The sequence below is a fragment of the Kribbella sp. NPDC050459 genome, assembly GCF_040655315.1.
GTDB lineage: Bacteria > Actinomycetota > Actinomycetes > Propionibacteriales > Kribbellaceae > Kribbella.
This window is the reverse complement of record NZ_JBFAJQ010000002.1, coordinates 546,993-564,169: the sequence shown is the minus strand read 5'-3', so window position 1 is coordinate 564,169 and position 17,177 is coordinate 546,993. Positions and strand designations below refer to the sequence as shown.

At 70.2% G+C, this 17,177-nt stretch carries 16 protein-coding genes; 7 read left to right on the top strand and 9 right to left on the bottom strand.

What is annotated here, in order from left to right; genetic code table 11:
• Positions 1-205 precede the first annotated feature (205 nt).
• Complete coding sequence (locus AB0I12_RS08620; RefSeq protein ID WP_359926528.1) at positions 206-1,657, bottom strand: NAD(P)/FAD-dependent oxidoreductase; 1,452 nt, start codon at positions 1,655-1,657, stop codon at positions 206-208.
• A 50-nt stretch (positions 1,658-1,707) separates the two neighbouring features.
• On the bottom strand, positions 1,708-2,934 hold the full coding sequence (locus AB0I12_RS08615; protein WP_359926525.1) for a lactate racemase domain-containing protein: 1,227 nt from the start codon (positions 2,932-2,934) through the stop codon (positions 1,708-1,710).
• Positions 2,935-3,116: 182 nt separating this feature from the next.
• On the opposite strand from AB0I12_RS08615, the gene AB0I12_RS08610 reads away from it, so the two are divergent.
• Complete coding sequence (locus tag AB0I12_RS08610; RefSeq protein WP_359926522.1) at positions 3,117-4,496, top strand: FAD-binding oxidoreductase; 1,380 nt, start codon at positions 3,117-3,119, stop codon at positions 4,494-4,496.
• On the opposite strand, the gene AB0I12_RS08605 is transcribed toward AB0I12_RS08610, so the two are convergent.
• On the bottom strand, positions 4,462-5,205 hold the full coding sequence (locus AB0I12_RS08605; RefSeq protein WP_359926519.1) for a hypothetical protein: 744 nt from the start codon (positions 5,203-5,205) through the stop codon (positions 4,462-4,464). The two genes, AB0I12_RS08610 and AB0I12_RS08605, sit on opposite strands and share 35 nt — an antisense overlap.
• Positions 5,206-5,223: 18 nt before the next feature.
• Between AB0I12_RS08605 and AB0I12_RS08600 the strand changes: the two genes are divergently transcribed.
• The 3 genes from AB0I12_RS08600 to AB0I12_RS08590 are packed head-to-tail and all read left to right on the top strand — an operon-like array spanning position 5,224 to position 7,223.
• Positions 5,224-5,703, top strand: coding sequence for an NUDIX domain-containing protein (locus AB0I12_RS08600; protein WP_359926516.1), 480 nt, complete (start codon positions 5,224-5,226; stop codon positions 5,701-5,703).
• Between the two features lie 21 nt (positions 5,704-5,724).
• Positions 5,725-6,831: an adenosine deaminase gene (add, locus tag AB0I12_RS08595; RefSeq protein ID WP_359926513.1), complete on the top strand. Its 1,107-nt coding sequence runs from the start codon at positions 5,725-5,727 to the stop codon at positions 6,829-6,831.
• On the top strand, positions 6,828-7,223 hold the full coding sequence (locus tag AB0I12_RS08590; RefSeq protein ID WP_359926510.1) for a nuclear transport factor 2 family protein: 396 nt from the start codon (positions 6,828-6,830) through the stop codon (positions 7,221-7,223). The genes add and AB0I12_RS08590 overlap by 4 nt, the downstream gene beginning before the upstream one ends.
• Here AB0I12_RS08590 and AB0I12_RS08585 read toward each other — a convergent pair.
• Positions 7,220-8,095 (bottom strand): NAD(P)H-binding protein, encoded by an 876-nt coding sequence (locus AB0I12_RS08585; protein WP_359926507.1) that lies wholly within the window; start codon positions 8,093-8,095, stop codon positions 7,220-7,222. The genes AB0I12_RS08590 and AB0I12_RS08585 overlap by 4 nt on opposite strands.
• A gap of 101 nt (positions 8,096-8,196) precedes the next feature.
• On the opposite strand from AB0I12_RS08585, the gene AB0I12_RS08580 reads away from it, so the two are divergent.
• Positions 8,197-9,042 (top strand): AAC(3) family N-acetyltransferase, encoded by an 846-nt coding sequence (locus AB0I12_RS08580; protein WP_359926504.1) that lies wholly within the window; start codon positions 8,197-8,199, stop codon positions 9,040-9,042.
• A gap of 21 nt (positions 9,043-9,063) precedes the next feature.
• On the opposite strand, the gene AB0I12_RS08575 is transcribed toward AB0I12_RS08580, so the two are convergent.
• The 5 genes from AB0I12_RS08575 to AB0I12_RS08555 all read right to left on the bottom strand — a co-directional run bounded on the left by AB0I12_RS08575 (position 9,064) and on the right by AB0I12_RS08555 (position 14,292).
• Positions 9,064-10,092: an NADPH:quinone reductase gene (locus AB0I12_RS08575; RefSeq protein ID WP_359926502.1), complete on the bottom strand. Its 1,029-nt coding sequence runs from the start codon at positions 10,090-10,092 to the stop codon at positions 9,064-9,066.
• 10 nt (positions 10,093-10,102) lie between these two features.
• Complete coding sequence (locus AB0I12_RS08570; protein ID WP_359926500.1) at positions 10,103-10,609, bottom strand: GNAT family N-acetyltransferase; 507 nt, start codon at positions 10,607-10,609, stop codon at positions 10,103-10,105.
• Between the two features lie 89 nt (positions 10,610-10,698).
• Positions 10,699-12,435 carry a sialidase family protein gene (locus AB0I12_RS08565; protein ID WP_359926497.1) on the bottom strand — a complete coding sequence of 579 codons (1,737 nt, stop codon included), beginning with the start codon at positions 12,433-12,435 and terminating at the stop codon, positions 10,699-10,701.
• A gap of 148 nt (positions 12,436-12,583) precedes the next feature.
• On the bottom strand, positions 12,584-13,396 hold the full coding sequence (locus AB0I12_RS08560; protein ID WP_359926495.1) for an alpha/beta hydrolase: 813 nt from the start codon (positions 13,394-13,396) through the stop codon (positions 12,584-12,586).
• 71 nt (positions 13,397-13,467) lie between these two features.
• Positions 13,468-14,292, bottom strand: a complete 825-nt coding sequence (locus AB0I12_RS08555; protein WP_359926492.1) for an alpha/beta hydrolase — start codon at positions 14,290-14,292, stop codon at positions 13,468-13,470.
• 186 nt (positions 14,293-14,478) lie between these two features.
• Here AB0I12_RS08555 and AB0I12_RS08550 point away from each other — a divergent pair, with 186 nt between their 5' ends.
• Together AB0I12_RS08550 and AB0I12_RS08545 are read left to right on the top strand one after the other, a co-directional pair.
• The gene (locus AB0I12_RS08550; RefSeq protein ID WP_355700393.1) at positions 14,479-14,982 is read left to right on the top strand and encodes a DinB family protein; all 504 of its coding nucleotides are present in this window, start codon (positions 14,479-14,481) and stop codon (positions 14,980-14,982) included.
• A gap of 279 nt (positions 14,983-15,261) precedes the next feature.
• Positions 15,262-17,166, top strand: coding sequence for a heparinase II/III family protein (locus AB0I12_RS08545; RefSeq protein WP_359926490.1), 1,905 nt, complete (start codon positions 15,262-15,264; stop codon positions 17,164-17,166).
• Positions 17,167-17,177 lie beyond the last annotated feature (11 nt).

The following is a 17,177-nucleotide window of genomic DNA, read 5'->3' as shown; positions in this document are numbered from 1 at the left end:
CACGACTGACGGGATGATGGCGATCAGTGCCGTGATCACGATGCCGATCACGATCACTGCCGCTCCGGCGATCTGAAGGATTTCCATGTCTCAAGAGTCCTTCAGCAGCGCCCGGTAGACATCGGCCTCCCGGCCGGTCTTCCGCTCATCCCAAGGTCGTACGCCGGGTCGCCCGGACTCCTACTCCAGGAGTCCGGGCGATCACCTAATGGACGACGGCGAAGTCCGCGGGATCGAGCCGCCTGGTCCGTCGCCAGTACGCGAAGGTCCACTCCGGCCAGATCGTGGAGTTCCGCCCGGAACCGTCCAGGTACCAGCTGGTGCAGCCCGCATTCCAGACGGTGTCACCGAGTTCGCCCTGGACCTCGCCGACGAAGCGGTCCTGGACCTCCTCGCGGACCTCGACGTACGTCGCGTTCCGCCGCCGGAGCAGGTGCAACGCCTGCATCACGTAGCGGACCTGGGCCTCGATCATGAGGACCATCGACGAGTGGCCGAGGACCGTGTTCGGACCGACCAGCAGGAACAGGTTCGGGTACCCGGCGACCGTGATGCCGAGGTGCGCGCCGATCCCGCTGCGCTTCCAGTGCTCGGCGAGGTCGACGCCGTCCTTGCCGAGGATCGGCATCCGGGTCAGGTTGGCCGAGACGTCGAAGCCGGTGCCGAGCACGATCGTGTCGCAGGCCCGCTCGGTGCCGTCGGCGGTGACCACGCCGGTCGGGGTGACCCGTGTGATCGGGTCGGTGATCAGATCGACGTTCGGCCGGGCCAGGGCCGGGTAGTAGTCGTTCGAGATCAGGATTCGCTTGCAGCCGATCTGGTAGTCCGGGGTCAGCTTCGCCCGCAGTTCCGGGTCGGTGACCTGCTTGTGCAGGTGCCGTTTCGCCTGCAGCTCGAGGCCTTTCATCAGCTTCGGGTTCCCGGCGAAGCCGGCGCCGCGGCCCTCGAGACCCCAGTAGATGGCGTTGCGGATGGTCCGCTGGCCGGCCGGGAACCGCTGGTGCAGCTTGCGTTCCCAGCCGCCGATCGCACGGTCCGGCTTCCCGGTGATCCACGGTGGCGTCCGCTGGTATACGTCCAGGTGGGCGACCTGCGCGGCGATCTCCGGCACGAACTGGATCGCCGACGCGCCGGTCCCGATCACGGCGACGTTCTGCCCGCGCAGGTCGACCGAGTGGTCCCACTGCGCCGAGTGGAACGTCGTACCGGCGAAGGACTCGAGGCCGGGGAGGTCGGGGAGCTTCGGCCGGTGCAGGCTGCCGACGCCGGCGACCAGCGCCTGGGTCTCGATCGTCTCGTCGCCGTTGACCGTGACGGTCCAGTGGCCGGTGGTCTCGTCGAAGGCCGCCTCGGTGACCTCGGCGCCGTACCGGATCTTGTCCGCGATGCCGTACTTGTCGGCGCAGTGCCGCAGGTAGGCGAGGATCTCGTCCCAGGGCGCGAACATCCGCGTCCAGCGCGGGTTCTGCTCGAACGAGAACGAGTAGAGGTACGACGGGATGTCGCACGCGCAGCCCGGATACGTGTTGTCCCGCCAGGTGCCGCCGAGGTCGTCGGCCTTCTCGAGGATGACGAAGTCCTCACACCCGGCCTGCCGCAGCTTGATTCCCATGCACAGCCCGGCGAACCCGGACCCGATGATGACGACCTCTGCCATACCGCCCGAGGTTACCGGCCGGTCACCGCGCGGTGGAAGAGGTTCGCCGCCTACGCCTTGAGCCGGTACAGCGTCTCGCCGGCGTTCGGTACGACGAACGTTTCCGGGTCGGCCTCCCACGTGGCGAGGTCGACGTCGGCCGGATCGAGGTAGCCGAGGTTGGCCCGGCGGACGACGTCCTCGGGGATGCCGGTGGCGAGCGTGACCCGGACCCGGAGGTGCTCGCCGTTGACCGGGTCCCAGGTGCCGGCGCCGCGCAGGTGCGTGGAGTGCGCGAGGACACCCCAGTGCAGGTCGCGGAACTTGTCCCACTGGCCGAGGAAGTAGTCGCGGCAGTGGTAGCCGATCTCCTCGATCTCGGGGTGCATCGCGGCCAGCTGGGTGACGTGCGGCGCGTACAGGATCACCTCGCCGCCGTCCGCGACGATCGGCTCGACCTTGTAGAAGCCCTTGGCCGCGGTCCAGATGTCGGCGTACTTCGGCGGCATCACCGAGACCACGCGCCGCACCGGGTGGTCGAGGTAGCGGACGTGGGTCTGCGCGGAGATCCCGGCGGCCGCGCGCCAGGACGAGATCGTGTCACCGAACGCGACCGCGTGCAGCGCGTCGGTGCCGGACTGGGCGACCACCGACAGCGCGAGCTTCTCGGCCGGGATGAGCGCGGCGGCTTCGTCGATCAGCGCCCGGACGGGCGTGACACCCGGCGTACCGATGATGTTCGCGCTGGTGATCAGGGCGCCGAGCCAGTGCGAGAAGTCGATGACCTCCTGACCGGCGACGCCCGGGAAGAAGTACTTGTTGCCGCCGGAGAAGCCGACCACCTCGTGCGGGAACACCGGTCCGACGACCAGCGCGACGTCGTGCTCGACGACCGCGCGGTTGAGCTTCACCGGGACCTCGTCGCGCAGCATCTCGCCGGAGATCTCCCCGACCCGGTCCGGACCGATCGTGCCGAGGTCGGCGAACGTCTCGGGCTTCCACCACTCGTGGTTGATCACGTTCGGATAGTCACCGCCGAGGTGCTTGCGCAGCTCGTCCAGCGTCATCTCCGCGTGGGTGCCCAGGGCAACCAAGATCGTGACCTGGCTGTCCTTCAGGGCCTGGGTGACCGCCTTCAGGAGCAGCGGCAGCGGGCAGCTCCGGGTGGCGTCCGGGACGATCACGCAGACACTCCGCCCGGCCAGGCCCGCGCCGGCCAGGGCCTCGCCGACGAACGCCGTCACCTCGTCCTCGGTCAGGACCTGACCCGCACCGCCGATCACCGCCGCATCAGTCACCCCTCGACCCTACCGACGGACGGCCGGTGATCACAGACCGTCTCGGGGCGTGATCGCCCGAAAGCCCTTGGTGGACACGCGATCACGTGACGCCGCGGTAACCGGCCGGGCGTTGACCCCGACCGGGCCGCGTTGCACGATCGGTGGATCACCTGGGGGAGTGAGCAAGGGGGAGTCCCACCATGTCCGACACGATCGAGCACGCTCGGCCCCACGGGTTCGGGGGAGTGGTGCTGCAGGACGGCGACCCGGCGTACGACGAGGCCCGGGCCGTCTTCAACGGGATGATCGACAAGCGGCCGGCGATGATCGCGCAGTGCGAGTCGGCGGCCGACGTCCAGGCGGCGCTGCGGTACGGCGTCGACCGGGAGCTGGAGATCGCGGTCCGCGGCGGCGGTCACGGCGTGGCCGGGACGGCTGTCACCGACGGCGGTCTGGTCGTCGACCTGCGCCGGATGAACAGCGTCCAGGTCGACCCGGAGGCGCGGATCGCCCGGGTCGGCGGGGGCGCGACCTGGGGCGACTTCGACCGCGCCTGTACGCCGCACGCGCTGGCGACGACCGGCGGCCGGGCCTCGACGACCGGCGTCGCCGGGCTCACCCTCGGCGGCGGCTCCGGTTGGTTCGAGCGCAAGTGGGGCCTGGCCTGTGACGCGCTGGTCTCGGTCGAGCTCGTGACCGCCGACGGCCGGCTGGTGATCGCGGACGAGACCCAGAACACCGAGCTGTTCTGGGCCCTGCACGGCGGCGGCGGGAACTTCGGCGTCGCCACGTCGCTGACCTTCCGCCTCCAGCCGTTGCCCACGGCCACACTCGGGTTGCTGCTGTGGCCGGGCGAGGCCGGGCCGCAGGTGCTGCGCGCGTACCGGGACCTGATCGAAGGCGGCGCGCCGGACGAGCTCGGCGGCGCGGCGGTGTACCTGACCGGTCCGCCCGAGGAGTTCGTCCCGGCCCATCTGCAGGGCAAGCTCCTGGTCGGGGTCGCCATGGTCTACGCCGGCACCGAGGCCGACGCCCGCGAGGTGTTCGCGCCGATGTTCGCGCTGGCTCCGGAGGGCGTGATGGTCGCCGAGATGCCGTACGACGTGGTGCAGTCGGCGCTCGACGATCCGCCGGGGTTCCGCAACTACTGGTCGGCCGAGCACCTGTCCGCGTTCCCGGACGCCGCCGTCGACGCGTTCTGCGACCGGGTCAGGGACATGCCCAGTCCTTCGCCCTCACAGCAGCTGATCGCGCCCTGGGGCGGCCAGGTCCTGCGGGCCGCGGACACGTGGCCGTTGCCGCACCGCAAGTCGGCCTGGGTGGTGCACCCGTTCGGCCTCTGGGAGGACGCGGCCGACGACGCGCGCGGGATCCGCTGGGCCCGCGACCTGTGCGCGGACCTGCAGGAGTGGGCCACCGGCTACGTGTACCTGAACTTCATCGGCAACGAAGGGCAGGGCCGCGTGATCGCGGGCTTCGGCGAGGACAACTACCGGCGGCTGGCGCGGGTGAAGTGCGAGTACGACCCCGAGAACGTCTTCCACCTCAATCAGAACATCGAGCCCGGGTGGCCTTGCTGACGCGTGACCACTGCACGGCGACGATCACGGCGTACGCGATCGCGCCGAGCGGGAACGCCCAGAACCGGAAGAACGGGAGCTGGCCGGTGACGGCGGTCGCGGCGAACACCACGCCGAACGCCGTCAGGCCGGCGACCGTACCCCGGCGGCGGGAGTCGAGCGCGGTGCTCGGCAGCGGGCCCATGTGCCGGTCGAGCACGGCGCCGAACGCGCTCAGGCCGACGAGCGCCGCGACGAGGAACAGGACGGCGCCCGGAAGACTCCCGAAGACGATCGCCGCCGCGTTCAGGAGCGTGAGGAACGCGAACGCGACCGCCATGTCCAGCGCTCCGTACACCAGGTGCGATCGGCGGCGGCGGTTGAGGTCGTCGCCGCCGGTCCTGGTCGGGCCGGGGTCGCCGCCGAGCCGCCGTACGGTCAGGATCAGGCCGGTCGCGATCACGACCAGCAGCAGGACACCGACCACCGACAGCACCGCCGAGCGGGTCGTCGACATGTACTGACGGACCTCGTCGCCGGACACGCAGCTCGCCGAGGGCGGGAACCAGCTGGTCCGCGGCACCGCGTCGACGGCGCCGACCTTGCGCGCGCAGTCCTCGCCGGGGTCGTACCAGTTCGGCATCGACAACGTGACGACCGTCGTCCACACCAGCCCGCCGACCAACCCCACCCCGAGCAGGGATCCCGCCCGCCGCCGTACCCAGTCCACGGCCCTACCCTCTCATCCGTGGACTCCTACCTCTCCGGGCTCCGGCGCGACGTCGGTTCCCGGCTGCTGTTGCTGCCGGGCGCACAGGTCCTCGCGATCGACCCGGACGGCCGCATCCTGTTCCAGCGAAGCCGCGACTCCGGCCGGTGGGAGCTTCCCGCGGGCGGCGCCGAGCCGGGCGACAGCTTCCGCCGTACGGCGGCCCGCGAGTTCACCGAGGAGACCGGGCTGGCCGTGGCCGAGGACGACCTGGTGCCGTTCGCCAGCCTGTCGCGCGCCGACGTCCACACCCTGACCTATCCGAACGGCGACGTCGTGCAGTGCTTCGCGCTCTGCTTCGAAACCCGCCGCTGGACCGGCACGCTCCGTCCCGACGAGTCCGAGGTGGTCGAAGCCGGCTTCTTCGCGAGCCCACCCGCACCCTTGCACCCACCGACCGAGGTGGTGCTGCGCCTGCACGCCGTCTATCGGGAAACGGGACTCTTCCAGGCTTGTTAGGTTGCCGTCATCATCGCAGGTATGACGACGTTCGACGCGCTGCCGAAGGTGGAGTTGCACTGTCACCTGGAGGGCACGATGCGGCCGGCCACGGTGGTGGAGCTTGCCCGGCGCAACGACGTACCGCTGCCGGTCGCGGAAGCCTCGGAGTTGTATCGGTACGACTCCCTCGACGGCTTCCTGCGGGTGTTCTGGCTGGTGCAGTCGACCCTGGTCAGGCCGGAGGACTGGAGCCGGCTGGCCTACGAGTCCGTGGTGGACGGGGCCCGGCACGGCGTCGTGTACCGGGAGGCGTTCTTCACCCCCGCGCGACACCTGGCCGACGGGCAGGACCTGGCGTCGATCGTGGCCGGTCTGGACGAGGGACTGTCCGCGGCTGAGGCGGAGACCGGTGCAAGGTGCTTTCTGATCGCCGACATGGATCGCGCCTTTGGGCCGGCGGCCGGGCTGGAGCTGGTCGAACGGCTCGCTGCGCTGCGCCGGTCCGGCGCCCGCGGGATCGAGCGGGTGCTTGGCATCGGGATGGATTCGACGGAGCTGGGCATCGATCCGGCCTCGTACCTGCCGGCCTACCAAGCGGCGCGCGCGGCCGGTTTCCGGCTGACGGCGCACCAGGGCGAGAACTCGCCGGCCTCCGCGATCGCCGCCTGCGTCGACGTCCTCGGCGTCGAGCGCATCGACCACGGCCTGTCGGTCATCGAGGACCCCGAACTGGTCCGGCGCCTCGCGGACACCCGGGTCCCGCTGACGATGTGCCCGACCTCGAACATCCTGATCGCGAACGCGTTTCCGCGGCTCGAGGACCACAGCTATCCGCAGCTGCGTGCCGCCGGCCTGCTCGCGACCGTCAACACCGACGACCCGGCCCTCATCGACCTCGACCTCGCCGCCGAGTACGACGCCGTCGCCGCGGCCTTCGGCTACTCCTGGCAGGACATGGTCGGCATCTCCCTCGACGCACTGGAGGCGAGCTGGCTTGACCCCGAGCAGAAGACCCGCCTCCGGAAACACATCACTTCAACGGCGTCCCGCGAGGCGAGCTCCGGACCTCCGGGGACCTCTTCCCGGCCGGACAGGAACCCGATCCCTGGCACCGGACGGGACGACGGCGGTGCAATCGGGTCATGAGTGAGCGAGCTGATTTCCTGCAGTGGGTGGAGAGCGAGTTGCGGGACGCGGAGATCGCGGTCCACAACGGTGACGCCGGCCCGCGCCGTGCGATCTGGTCGACCGCAGAACCCGTCACGGTGTTCGGCGCCTGGAAGACCGGCACGACGGCGGCCGAGGCCGACGCCGTCTTCGGCCTGCTGGAGCAGAACTTCTCCGACTGCACGTCGTACGTGCACGAGGTCGTTTCCGCGGACGTGAGCGGTGACCTCGCGTACACGGTTGGCTACGAACATACGTCGGCCAGCTGGAACGGTGAGCCGCGCACGTACACGCTGCGGGTCACTCAGCTCTATCGGCGGGAGAACGGCGCTTGGAGGGTGTTCCATCGCCATGGTGATGAACTGAGCTAGCTCTGAGCTGCCTGCGCGCGGAGGAAGTCGGTCGTCGGGTGCGGGACGATTCCCCTGCTGCGTAAGGGCTCGTCGGTCCAGGGCACGTCCTGCAGGGAGAACAGCAGGCCGATGCCGAGCACCGACGCGACGGCCTCGTTCCTTCGGCTGAGGAGTTTGATCGCCGGCCGGGCGACGGGGGCGGGCAGCCGCTGCACCTTGAGCTTGCGCTGCAGGAGGTTCTCCGCGAACGCGATCGCTTCGGTGCGGCTGAGCGCCTCCGGTCCGCCGAACTCGATCAGCTCCGGCGGATCGGTCTCCACCGCCACCGCGGCGATCAGCGCCGCGACGTCCGCCGTGCTGACCCAGCGATGCTTGGCGTTCCCGTTGCCGATCACGCCGACCTTGCCGTGGGCGAGATCGAACCGCCCGAGCGGCCCGAGGTGGATCTCCTGGAACGCGTCGGGCCGGACGACGACGTACTGCAGGGCGGATCGTCGCAGCCGGTCCTCGACGGCGAGTTTGGCGTGCTCGATCGGCACGCCGAGTCCCGCGTCCACACCGGCGTACGAGACGTAGACGAACCGCCGGACGCCGGCCTCCTCGGCGGCGCCGACGAGCGCCAGCATGCCGAGCTCGTCGGTCTCCCGGATCGACGGTCCGCGCACACCGGCCAGCAGCCGCCCGATCGCGGTGGCCGTCGCCACCACCGTTTCCGTCCCCGCACACGCTTTCCGCAAGCTCGCGGGATCGGTCAGATCGCCCGTGACCACCTCGGCCCCGGGAATCCCGGCGCCGGAACGCACCAGGCACCGTACGTCCACCCCACGCTCGACCAGTTCCCGAACGACCTGCCCGCCCAGCTCTCCGGTCCCGCCGACCACCAGCATCATGGCAACCACCCCATCTCCGACGGTCCACCCTCGCCGGCTGTCCGCGCAACTGTCCGGAAAATGCCAGGCGGACCGGGGGCCGCGGATGGGATATTGCCGGGATGCGCGCAACGGAGGCAGTGACCGGAGCGGATCTCGTCGACGGGCTGCGGAAGCTCGGGCTCGACCGGACGTCCGAGGTGATCGTGCACTCGTCGCTGAGTTCCTTCGGGCACGTCGACGGCGGCGCGGAGGCGGTCTGCGCGGCGCTGACCGAGGTCTGCGGGACCGTGCTGATGCCGGCCGGCACCTGGGACCTCACCGGGCTCCCGGCACCCCCCGGACTGGTCCGCCCGCACAACGCCTACTGGAACGCGGACAGCTGGCCGGACTTCGACCAACGGTTGTCGCAGGCAACCAGTTTCCGCCCGGAGCTCCCGATCGACCGCTGGCTCGGAACGATTCCGGAAACTTTCCGCCAGACCTGCTCGCCGTTCCGCACCGGACATCCGCTGTTTTCCTACCAGGCCGCCGGTCCGGCCGCCGAGCGGCTCCTCGAAGCCCAGCGCCCCGACTGGCCGCTGGGCCCGATCGAGGCCCTCGACGGCGACGTCCTGCTGCTCGGCGTCTCCCACACCTCGAACACCACGATCCACCTCGCCGAGCAGCGCCTCGGCCGCTCCCGCTTCTACCGGTACGCGAAATCCGCCGACGGCCTGTGGGTCGAGCTCCCGAACATCCCCGGCGACAGCCGCGAATTCGACGCCATCGAGCCGGCCCTGCGCTCCGCGACGAAGGAGGTCCGGATCGGCCAGGCCCGGGTCCGCCGGATCCCGAAGCAGGCGGTGCTCGCCGCAACCCGCCAACTCGTCGAGAACGACCCCGCCGCACTGCTCTGCACCGACGACCCGGCCTGCCGCTGCGCAGCCGCCCTGCAACAACGCCTGGCGTTCCTCGCCGCCGCCTAGGCCGCCTCGCCTTCCTGCTGGTCAGTCCGGGACGACGTCGATCAGGACCTTGCCGACGATGCTGTCCTCCACGGCGGCGTGGGCGTCCGCGGCGCGCTCGAGTGCGTAGTGGTGCAGCGGCAGGCCGGCTTCCGGGCCGATGCGGACGGCGCCGGCTTCCACGGCGGCGGTGACGTCGGCGAGGGCGCGTGGGCGCCAGGACTCGGGTGCGGTGTAGAGCAGGACGAACTGCCAGCGGGCGTTGGGCACCATCGACGCGCGGACCGGGAGTTCCATCGTCGGGCCGCCGTCGGTCGCGTACACCGCCACCGAGCCGTGCGGGGCGATCACCGCGGCGTCGATGGCCGCGTTCGCCGCCGGGGACACCTCGACGATCGTGTTCACGCCGCCGGGCGCGATCGCCCGGACCTCGGCGACCACGTCCTGCTGCTTGTAGTCGATGACGTGGTCGGCGCCCGCGAGCCCGGCGAGATTGCCCTTCTCCGGACCGCTCACAGTGGTGATCACCGTCGCGTCGGACCACCGGGCCAGCTGGATCGCCGCGTTGCCGACCGCCCCGGCGCCGCCGGCCACCAGCACGGTCCGCCCGGCGAGCCTGCCCGGTCCGAGGCGGTCGGGGCCGTCCTCGGTCACGGTCAGGCAGCGGTGGGCGGTCAGGAACGGTACGCCGAGCGCGGCGCCCAGGTCGTACGACGCGTCGTCGGGCAGCGGCATCACGTGCCGCACCGGGACCACGGCGTACTCCTGCGCCGTCCCGCCGGCGGGTCGTTGGTACGCGGCCTCCCAGAGCCAGACCCGGCGCCCGGTGAGCGCCACGTCGACCCCCTGGCCGACGGCGTCGACGACACCGGCGCCGTCCTGGTTCGGCACCTGCGCGGGGTGCACCGCCGTACCGGCCTCGTTGCCGCGGCGCGACTTCCAGTCGGTGGGGTTGACGCCCGACCGGTGGATCCGCACCCGGACCTCGCCGGGTCCGACCTCCGTCAGCGGCCTGTCCACCAGGGTCAGGACGTCGGGCTCACCGGTCACGGAGTACTCGATCGCACGCACCCCATCGACGCTACCGCAGTTGTTTGGTGAACATCAGGGTGGCGGAATCGTCGTTCCTGATCATTTCCATCGGCGGTACCTGGCGGCCGTCGTAGATCAGCCCGCGGCCGTCCGGGAGGTAGCCGCGGCGGACGTACATCCGCTGCGCCTGCCCGTAGTCCGGGTACAGCCCGACCCCGATCCCGACCACCGCCGACCGTTCCGCGACCAGCGCCTCGGCCGCGTCCATCAGCGCGGTCCCGATCCCGCGCCGCCGCAGCTCCGGCAGCACGTTGAAGTCCTGGATCTCCGGGATGCCGCCGAACGGTTCGTACGGCGACTCCCAGCGCACCGTGACGTAGCCGGCGTACCCGTCGTCGACCGTGGCGACCAGGATGTCGCGCGTCCCGGCTGTCTGCTCGGCCAGGTACCTCTCGTACTGCGACAAGGGCTTGTTCCAGCCGATCGCGGTCATCGCCCCGGAGATCATCTCCGGATCGCCGGCCCGCAACGGCCGGATCTGCAGCGCGTCGTTCACCCGGTCAGCCTGGCGGGACCGGCCGGAGCGCGCAAACGATTTGGCGAGCAGGGCGCCGCCCGGCGGACGGCGCCCTCGCTCCGCTCGACTTACGGTGTCGGGTCGGGGTAACTGCCTCCGAGGATGTCGGTGTTGCCGAAGGTCGCCGGGCAGGTCGCCAGCACGTTCGGCGCCGGCAACGGGCTCGTCGTGTAGAGCGAGGCCCGGTACGCGTTGATCGACCCGCAGACGCCCGCTTCGTGGGCGTCGTTCCAGACCGCGACGGCGCGGTCGTTCGTCGCTGCGGCGTACACGTAGTCGCCGAGGAACTCCGAGATCAGCGCGTTCGCACTGCTGCCCCGGGGGTCACCGCCCGACACGCGCTCGAGCGTGGTCCAGCCGGACGGTACGCCGCCGGACACGTTCGCGTGCCGGACCTCGCCGACCAGGCCGCGCGGATCCGTCGTGTTGGCGCGGTACGGCGTCGTGAACGAGTTGTGCACGATGTACAGGTCGCTGCCGTCCGGGGACACCGCGGGCGCGGTGTAGACGGGGCGGTCCCCGGCCGTCAGGCCGAGCGGCGCCGGGGTGACCCAGGACGTGCCGCCCCTTGCCGACCAGGTCAGCATCAGCTGCTCGTTGTTCAGGCCTGCCCGTCCGTCGGACCAGGTCATGAAGAGCTCGTCGGTCGCGCCGGCGCCGGTCGGACGGCCGTTCGCGATGTCGACGTTCGGTCCGCCGGCCAGGTCGACGCGGGCGCCGGCGATGCCGTCCATCACGGGACGACCCTCGACCGGGTCGAAGACGCCGGGCTTGACCACGGGCGCGACCAGTGTCGGCCCGGACCAGTGCGCGCCGCCGTCGGTCGACTTGTACATCAGCTGGAAGTTCGTGCCGCTGCGGGCGCCGACGCCGAAGACGTAGACGTTCCCGGTGCTGTCGGTACGGACGACGCAGCCGTCGGCCTGCTGGTTGACGCCGTTGCTCGAGGCCGGTCCGACCTGCTTCGTGATCCAGGTACGGCCACCGTCGGCCGACCGTGCCACGGTCAGCGGAATCGGCAGGGCGTTCCCGTGGCTGTTGCTGCGGAAGCTGGACCAGCAGGTGTACACATGACCGAAGAACCGGCTGCTCGCCGCGTTGTCGGCGTAGATCTGCTCCTTGTCGGAGAAGGTCGTCGAGGACTGCCTGGAGATGATCACCGGCGCGGTCCAGGCCGAGGCGTTGCCGGCCGCCGCCGCGCGGACGTCGTCGGTGGTCGACACCGCGATCGCCTCGACACCGCGGAACGTCTCCAGCCGTCGGTTGGCGGAGAAGTTCGACGTCAGGTTCGCGTAGTACAACCGCGAGCCGTTGGCCCAGGAGAACGTGCCGTTCGGGCCCGGTCGCGGTCCGAACGCGACGGCCGGGTCACCGTCGGAGACCAGTCCGGCCTCGAAGTAGTGCGGCAGCGTACCGATCGGGCCGAGGCGCGGAACGCAGACCGCCGGGCCGAGGCAGTGCCTGGCGGTCCAGCCGGTGTACGTCGGCTGGGTCCAGTTCTGGCCGCTGTCGAACGAGAAGTAGACGCCGGAGACGCCGACGCCGTCGGTGAACGGACAGGTGCTCGGGTCACCCGCCGCGCACGATTCCATGTCGATCTCGTCATTCACCCCCGCGGCCAGCACCGCCGGATCGTGCGCGTCGATCGCTACCGCGGGCTCGTTCTGCTTGTTCTGCGAGAACGGTGTCGGCGGACTGCCGACCGTCACCTCGGTGGCCGGTGCCGCGTAGGCAGCGACGGCGGCTCCACACAGGGCGGCTGCGAAGGCAGCGACGGAAGCGATGATGAGGCGTGGTCTGCCCATGATCCCTCCCCGGGACCGACCATCGGTCCGGGACCGTTTCCCGGCCCGTCTGGTCTTTTCCGACCTAACACCTGGGGGCGGGCCGCACAACACCTCGCGCCGGGTGATGACGGCCTGCGCAGGGTCGTGCGCAAGCCGTCATCGACGGTCAGCGGGTGGCGCGGACCGCGGTCTTGATGACCTTGGTGATCGCGTCGGGGTCGGTGATCAGGCCGAGGTGGCCGGTCGGGATGCGGGTGATGGTGGAGTGCGCCCGGGTGGCCATGAAGTTCTGGGCGTCCGGGGTGATGATCAGGTCCTTGGTGCCGAGCACGTACCAGGACGGGATGGTGGCCCACGCGGGCGGTCCGGACGGGGTGAAGCCGGCGCTGAGCGTGAGCGGGCGCTGGGACGGGTAGAGGTTCTCGGCCTGCCGGCGCGGTACACCGGAGGCGAACGAGGTCAGGAACGTGTCGTGCTTGAGGTACAGGTCGACGTCACCGGCCGGTGCGCCGGGGTAGGGGACGAAGTCGAAAACGTTTTCCGGCGGGACGGCGAGGGCTGAATCGGCGCCGGCCAGCGGGAACACGACCTCGCCCTCGGCGGGTGCGAACGCGTCGACGTACACGAGCGCCTTGACGTTCGGGTTGCCGGTGGCGGCGTTGGTGATGACCGCACCGCCGTACGAGTGCCCGACCAGGACGATCGGGCCGGACAGGGTGGAGAGGAAGTCGCGGATCGTCGCGGCGTCGGTGGTCAGGTTGCGCAACGGGTTCGGTGGGACCCGGACGGTGTAGCCGTCGTCGAGCAGCCGGCTGGTGACCTTCGACCAGCTGGACCCGTCGGCCCAGGCGCCGTGGACGAGCACGACGGTCGGTCTCGGGCCGCCCGAGTCCGACGCCGCGGCCGGGGTCACGGCCGCGATCAGGACAGCGAGGACGGCCCCGAGGACCGCCAGAAAACGTGTTCTGCGGAGGTGCATCGGTGATGCCTTTCGTCAGGCGACTGTCGCCGGGAGGGCGCGCTGATGCGTGACGAAGCCAGGAGGGTGGACTACGACTGGAAGAACTCGAGGAGGTCGGCGTTGACCACGTCGGCGTGCGTGGTCGGCAGACCGTGCGGGAGGTCCTTGTAGGTCTTCAGGACCCCGTTCTTGAGCAGCGCGGCCGACTTCGGGCCGGCGTCGGCGTACGGGACGATCTGGTCGTCCTCGCTGTGCACCACCAGTACCGGGAGGGCGATCTTCTTCAGATCCTCGGTGAAGTCGGTCTGGGAGAACGCGACGATGCCGTCGTAGTGCGCCTTGGCGCCGCCCATCATGCCCTGGCGCCACCAGTTCGCGATGACCGCTTCGTTCGGCACGGCGCCCGGCCGGTTGAAGCCGTAGAACGGCCCCTCCGGGAGCGCGCGGTAGAAGGCCGAGCGGTTGGCCGCGAGCTGTGCCTGGAGGTCGTCGAAGACCGCCTTCGGCAGGCCCTCCGGATTCGCGTCGGTCTGCACCATCAACGGCGGGACCGCGCAGAGCAGCGCGGCCTTGGCGGCCCGGCCCTCGCCGTGCCGGGCCAGGTAGTGCGTGACCTCGCCGCCGCCGGTCGAGTGGCCGACGTGGATGCAGTCGCGCAGGTCGAGGTGGTCGACGACCGCCTTCAGGTCGTCGGCGTAGTGGTCCATGTCGTGCCCGTCACCGGTCTGCGTCGACCGGCCGTGCCCACGACGGTCGTGCGCGACCACGCGGTACCCCTTCGACAGGAAGAACAGCAGCTGGTTGTCCCAGTCGTCGGCCGACAACGGCCACCCGTGACTGAAGACGATCGGCTGCCCCGTTCCCCAGTCCTTGTAGAAGATCTCCGTACCGTCGCTGGTCGTGATCGTTCCCACGGTGAACCCCCTTGCTCACAAAGGGACCGGCCCTGTCGCCGCCCCCGCGAAACGCTAGCCCCCAAGCACCCGCCACGAGAAGCGGTAACTCGAGCAACCACGTCCGAACCACGCACCGACCACGAACCCGCCACGGTTTTCTGTAGAGGTCAGAAGCTGACCGCTATGAGATCTAGAGTTCTTGGCATGACGACAAACGAGCGGGCGGACATCCTGGAGTTTCTCGGGAAGCACCGGTACTTCCTGCGGCACACCGCGCAGGGGCTGACCGACGAGCAGGCGCGGACCCGGAGCACCGTCAGCGAGCTGACGGTCGGTGGGCTGATCAAGCACGTGAGCGCGACCGAGCAGCACTGGGCCGAGTTCGCGCAGGGCAAGGGGGAGAGCACGCCGACGGAGTACACGCCGGAGATGATGGCGACCTGGCAGGACCAGTTCCGCCTGACCGAGAGCGAGACGCTGGCCGGGGTGCTCGCGGAGTACGAGAAGGTCGCGGCCGCCACCGACGAGCTCGTCCGCACGCTCGACCTGGACACCAGCTACGAACTCCCCGCAGCTCCCTGGCAGCCGCCGGGCGTCTTCTGGAGCGTCCGCCGCGTCTTCCTGCACATCGCGGCCGAGACCGCCCAGCACGCCGGTCACGCCGACATCGTCAGGGAAGCGATCGACGGCCAGAAGACCATGGGCTGAACCAACGAAAACCTGAGCGCCAGGACTTCTCCGGGGGTCCTGGCGCTCTGTCGTGTTCGCAACCTTCGGCGGTCCGGGCGCATCAAGGCAGGTAGGGGAGATCAAACCTCGGTGAGCTGACCGCCCCCGCGGACTCCGCGGGCTGCCCGAGGTCGGGCGCGCTGTGTGCGCGCCGGTTCGGTCAGTGACCGTCGCCGGCGTCCGGGGGCGGTGGGGGAGAGGTACAACTTCATGCGATTCAGGGGAACGGCCGTTGCGGCCGTGGGGATCGTTGTTCTCTTGCTGGGGGCAGGAACGGCGTCAGGAGAAACTCGTACACCGGGGGAGCCCCCCGGCATCCAGATCGTCCCAGGGCCGGAGGAGCCGGGCGGGGCCGAGTTCGTGCCGGGCGCGAGCAACGTCGTACCAGCGACGGCGGCTCCGGCCACGGACATCGGCACCGCGGCGGTCCAGAGCCTGGCGGCACCGTTCTACGCGTGCCCCGGGTTCAGCGGTCTGCAGACACAGAACCCGTTGGCGAACCTGTACGCCGACAAGTTCACCTGGGGGCCCTACGCGGCGTACAAGGTCGGTAACGGCGGCGGGAACATCAACTGGGCGTTGAACCCGTACAAGAACGCCAGCTGGTACATGTGGTTCCACTCGCTTCGTTGGCTCGGCCAAGGAATCGTCGCGGCCGGCCAGGGCAACCTGACCGCACTGTCCCGGGTGAACACGATCGCGTACGACTGGTACCGCGACAATCCGTACTCATGGAAGGCGAACGTCGGCGCGTGGGAGTCCACCATGCATCGCACGAACGTGCTGATCTGCCTGCGGCAGGCGATCCTGTCCGGGCTGAAAGTCACCACAGTCCCGGCTCGGTACGCGTGGGTGGACGCGGCGCTGCTCAGTCACGCGCGGTTCCTCACCAACTACTGGAGCGGCGCGTGGAACCACGGCACGGACGAGAGCATCGCGCTCTTCGGCGTTGGCGTCACCCTCAATCGCAGCGACTACAAGAACCTCGCCGTCAAACGTCTCGCGGCTGGCATCACCACCTCGATCGACGCGCAAGGTTCCACCAACGAGCAGTCGACCGGCTACGCCTCGTTCAACTACTCCTTGTGGGGCAGGGCTGCCGCGGTGCTGCAGAACGGCGGGGTGAGTCCGGGGACGACGATCACGACCCGGCGAGCACTGCTGGCGAAGTGGCTGACGCTGGCCACGAACTCGCTCGGCAAGCTGCCCCAGATCGGCGACACCGAGCTGCAAGCGACGTACCCGTGGAGCGGTACGCCGATGGAGTACGCCGGTTCGCTGGGCACGAAGGGTTCCGCGCCGCCGTGGCGGGTGGGGGTCTACTCGGCCGGGTACGTCTTCGGGCGCACCGGGTGGGGTACCGATCCGGCGCGCGGGTTCACCGGCGAGTCGGCGTACAGCATCAGGTACGGCCCGCCGCGGGCGTTCCACGGGCACCTGGACCACACCAGCATCACGTACACGGCGCGCGGTCGGGACATCGTGGTCGACGGCGGGTACGCCGCGTACAACGCCGGCGCGTACCGGACGTGGGCGGTCAGTCCGGCCGCGCACAGCGTGCTGACGACTCCGACCTCGGCGGCGCTGAATCCGACCACCAGGCTGGCGGCGTACTCGGTGAAGACCACGTCGGAGTCGTACGTGCTCACCGACGCTCCCGGCAGCGGGATCAGCCGGGTACGGCGGGTACTGGTGCTGAAGGACCCGGATCTGCTGGTCACCTGGGACAGCGCGTCGGCGCGGACCGCGCAGGCGTTCCAGACCTTGTGGCACCTGCCGTCGGATCAGCGGGCAAGCGTGTACTCGCGGACGACCGCGGTCGCGATGGCGCCCGGGGACGCCACGAAGACGATCCTGTTCCAGGTCCCGTTCAAGCAGGCGCTGCCGCCCGGCGCGATCCTGGTCAAGCAGGCTCAGACCAACCCGATCCAGGGCTGGCAGTACCCGAGCAGCTTCGTCCGCAAGTCCGCCCCGACGCTGCTGCTGGCCCGCTCGGGCAGGACGGCCTCGATCCTGTCCTTCGTGGTCCCGGTCCGCGCCAGCGGCACGGTCACGTACTCGGTTCGCCAGTCGGGCACGACCTTCATCGTCAACCTCTACGTCGGCGGCAAGCGGACAGCCATCGCGATCTCCGCCGGCGGCTCCCTCTATCGCGCCGGCTGACCCATGGGGTG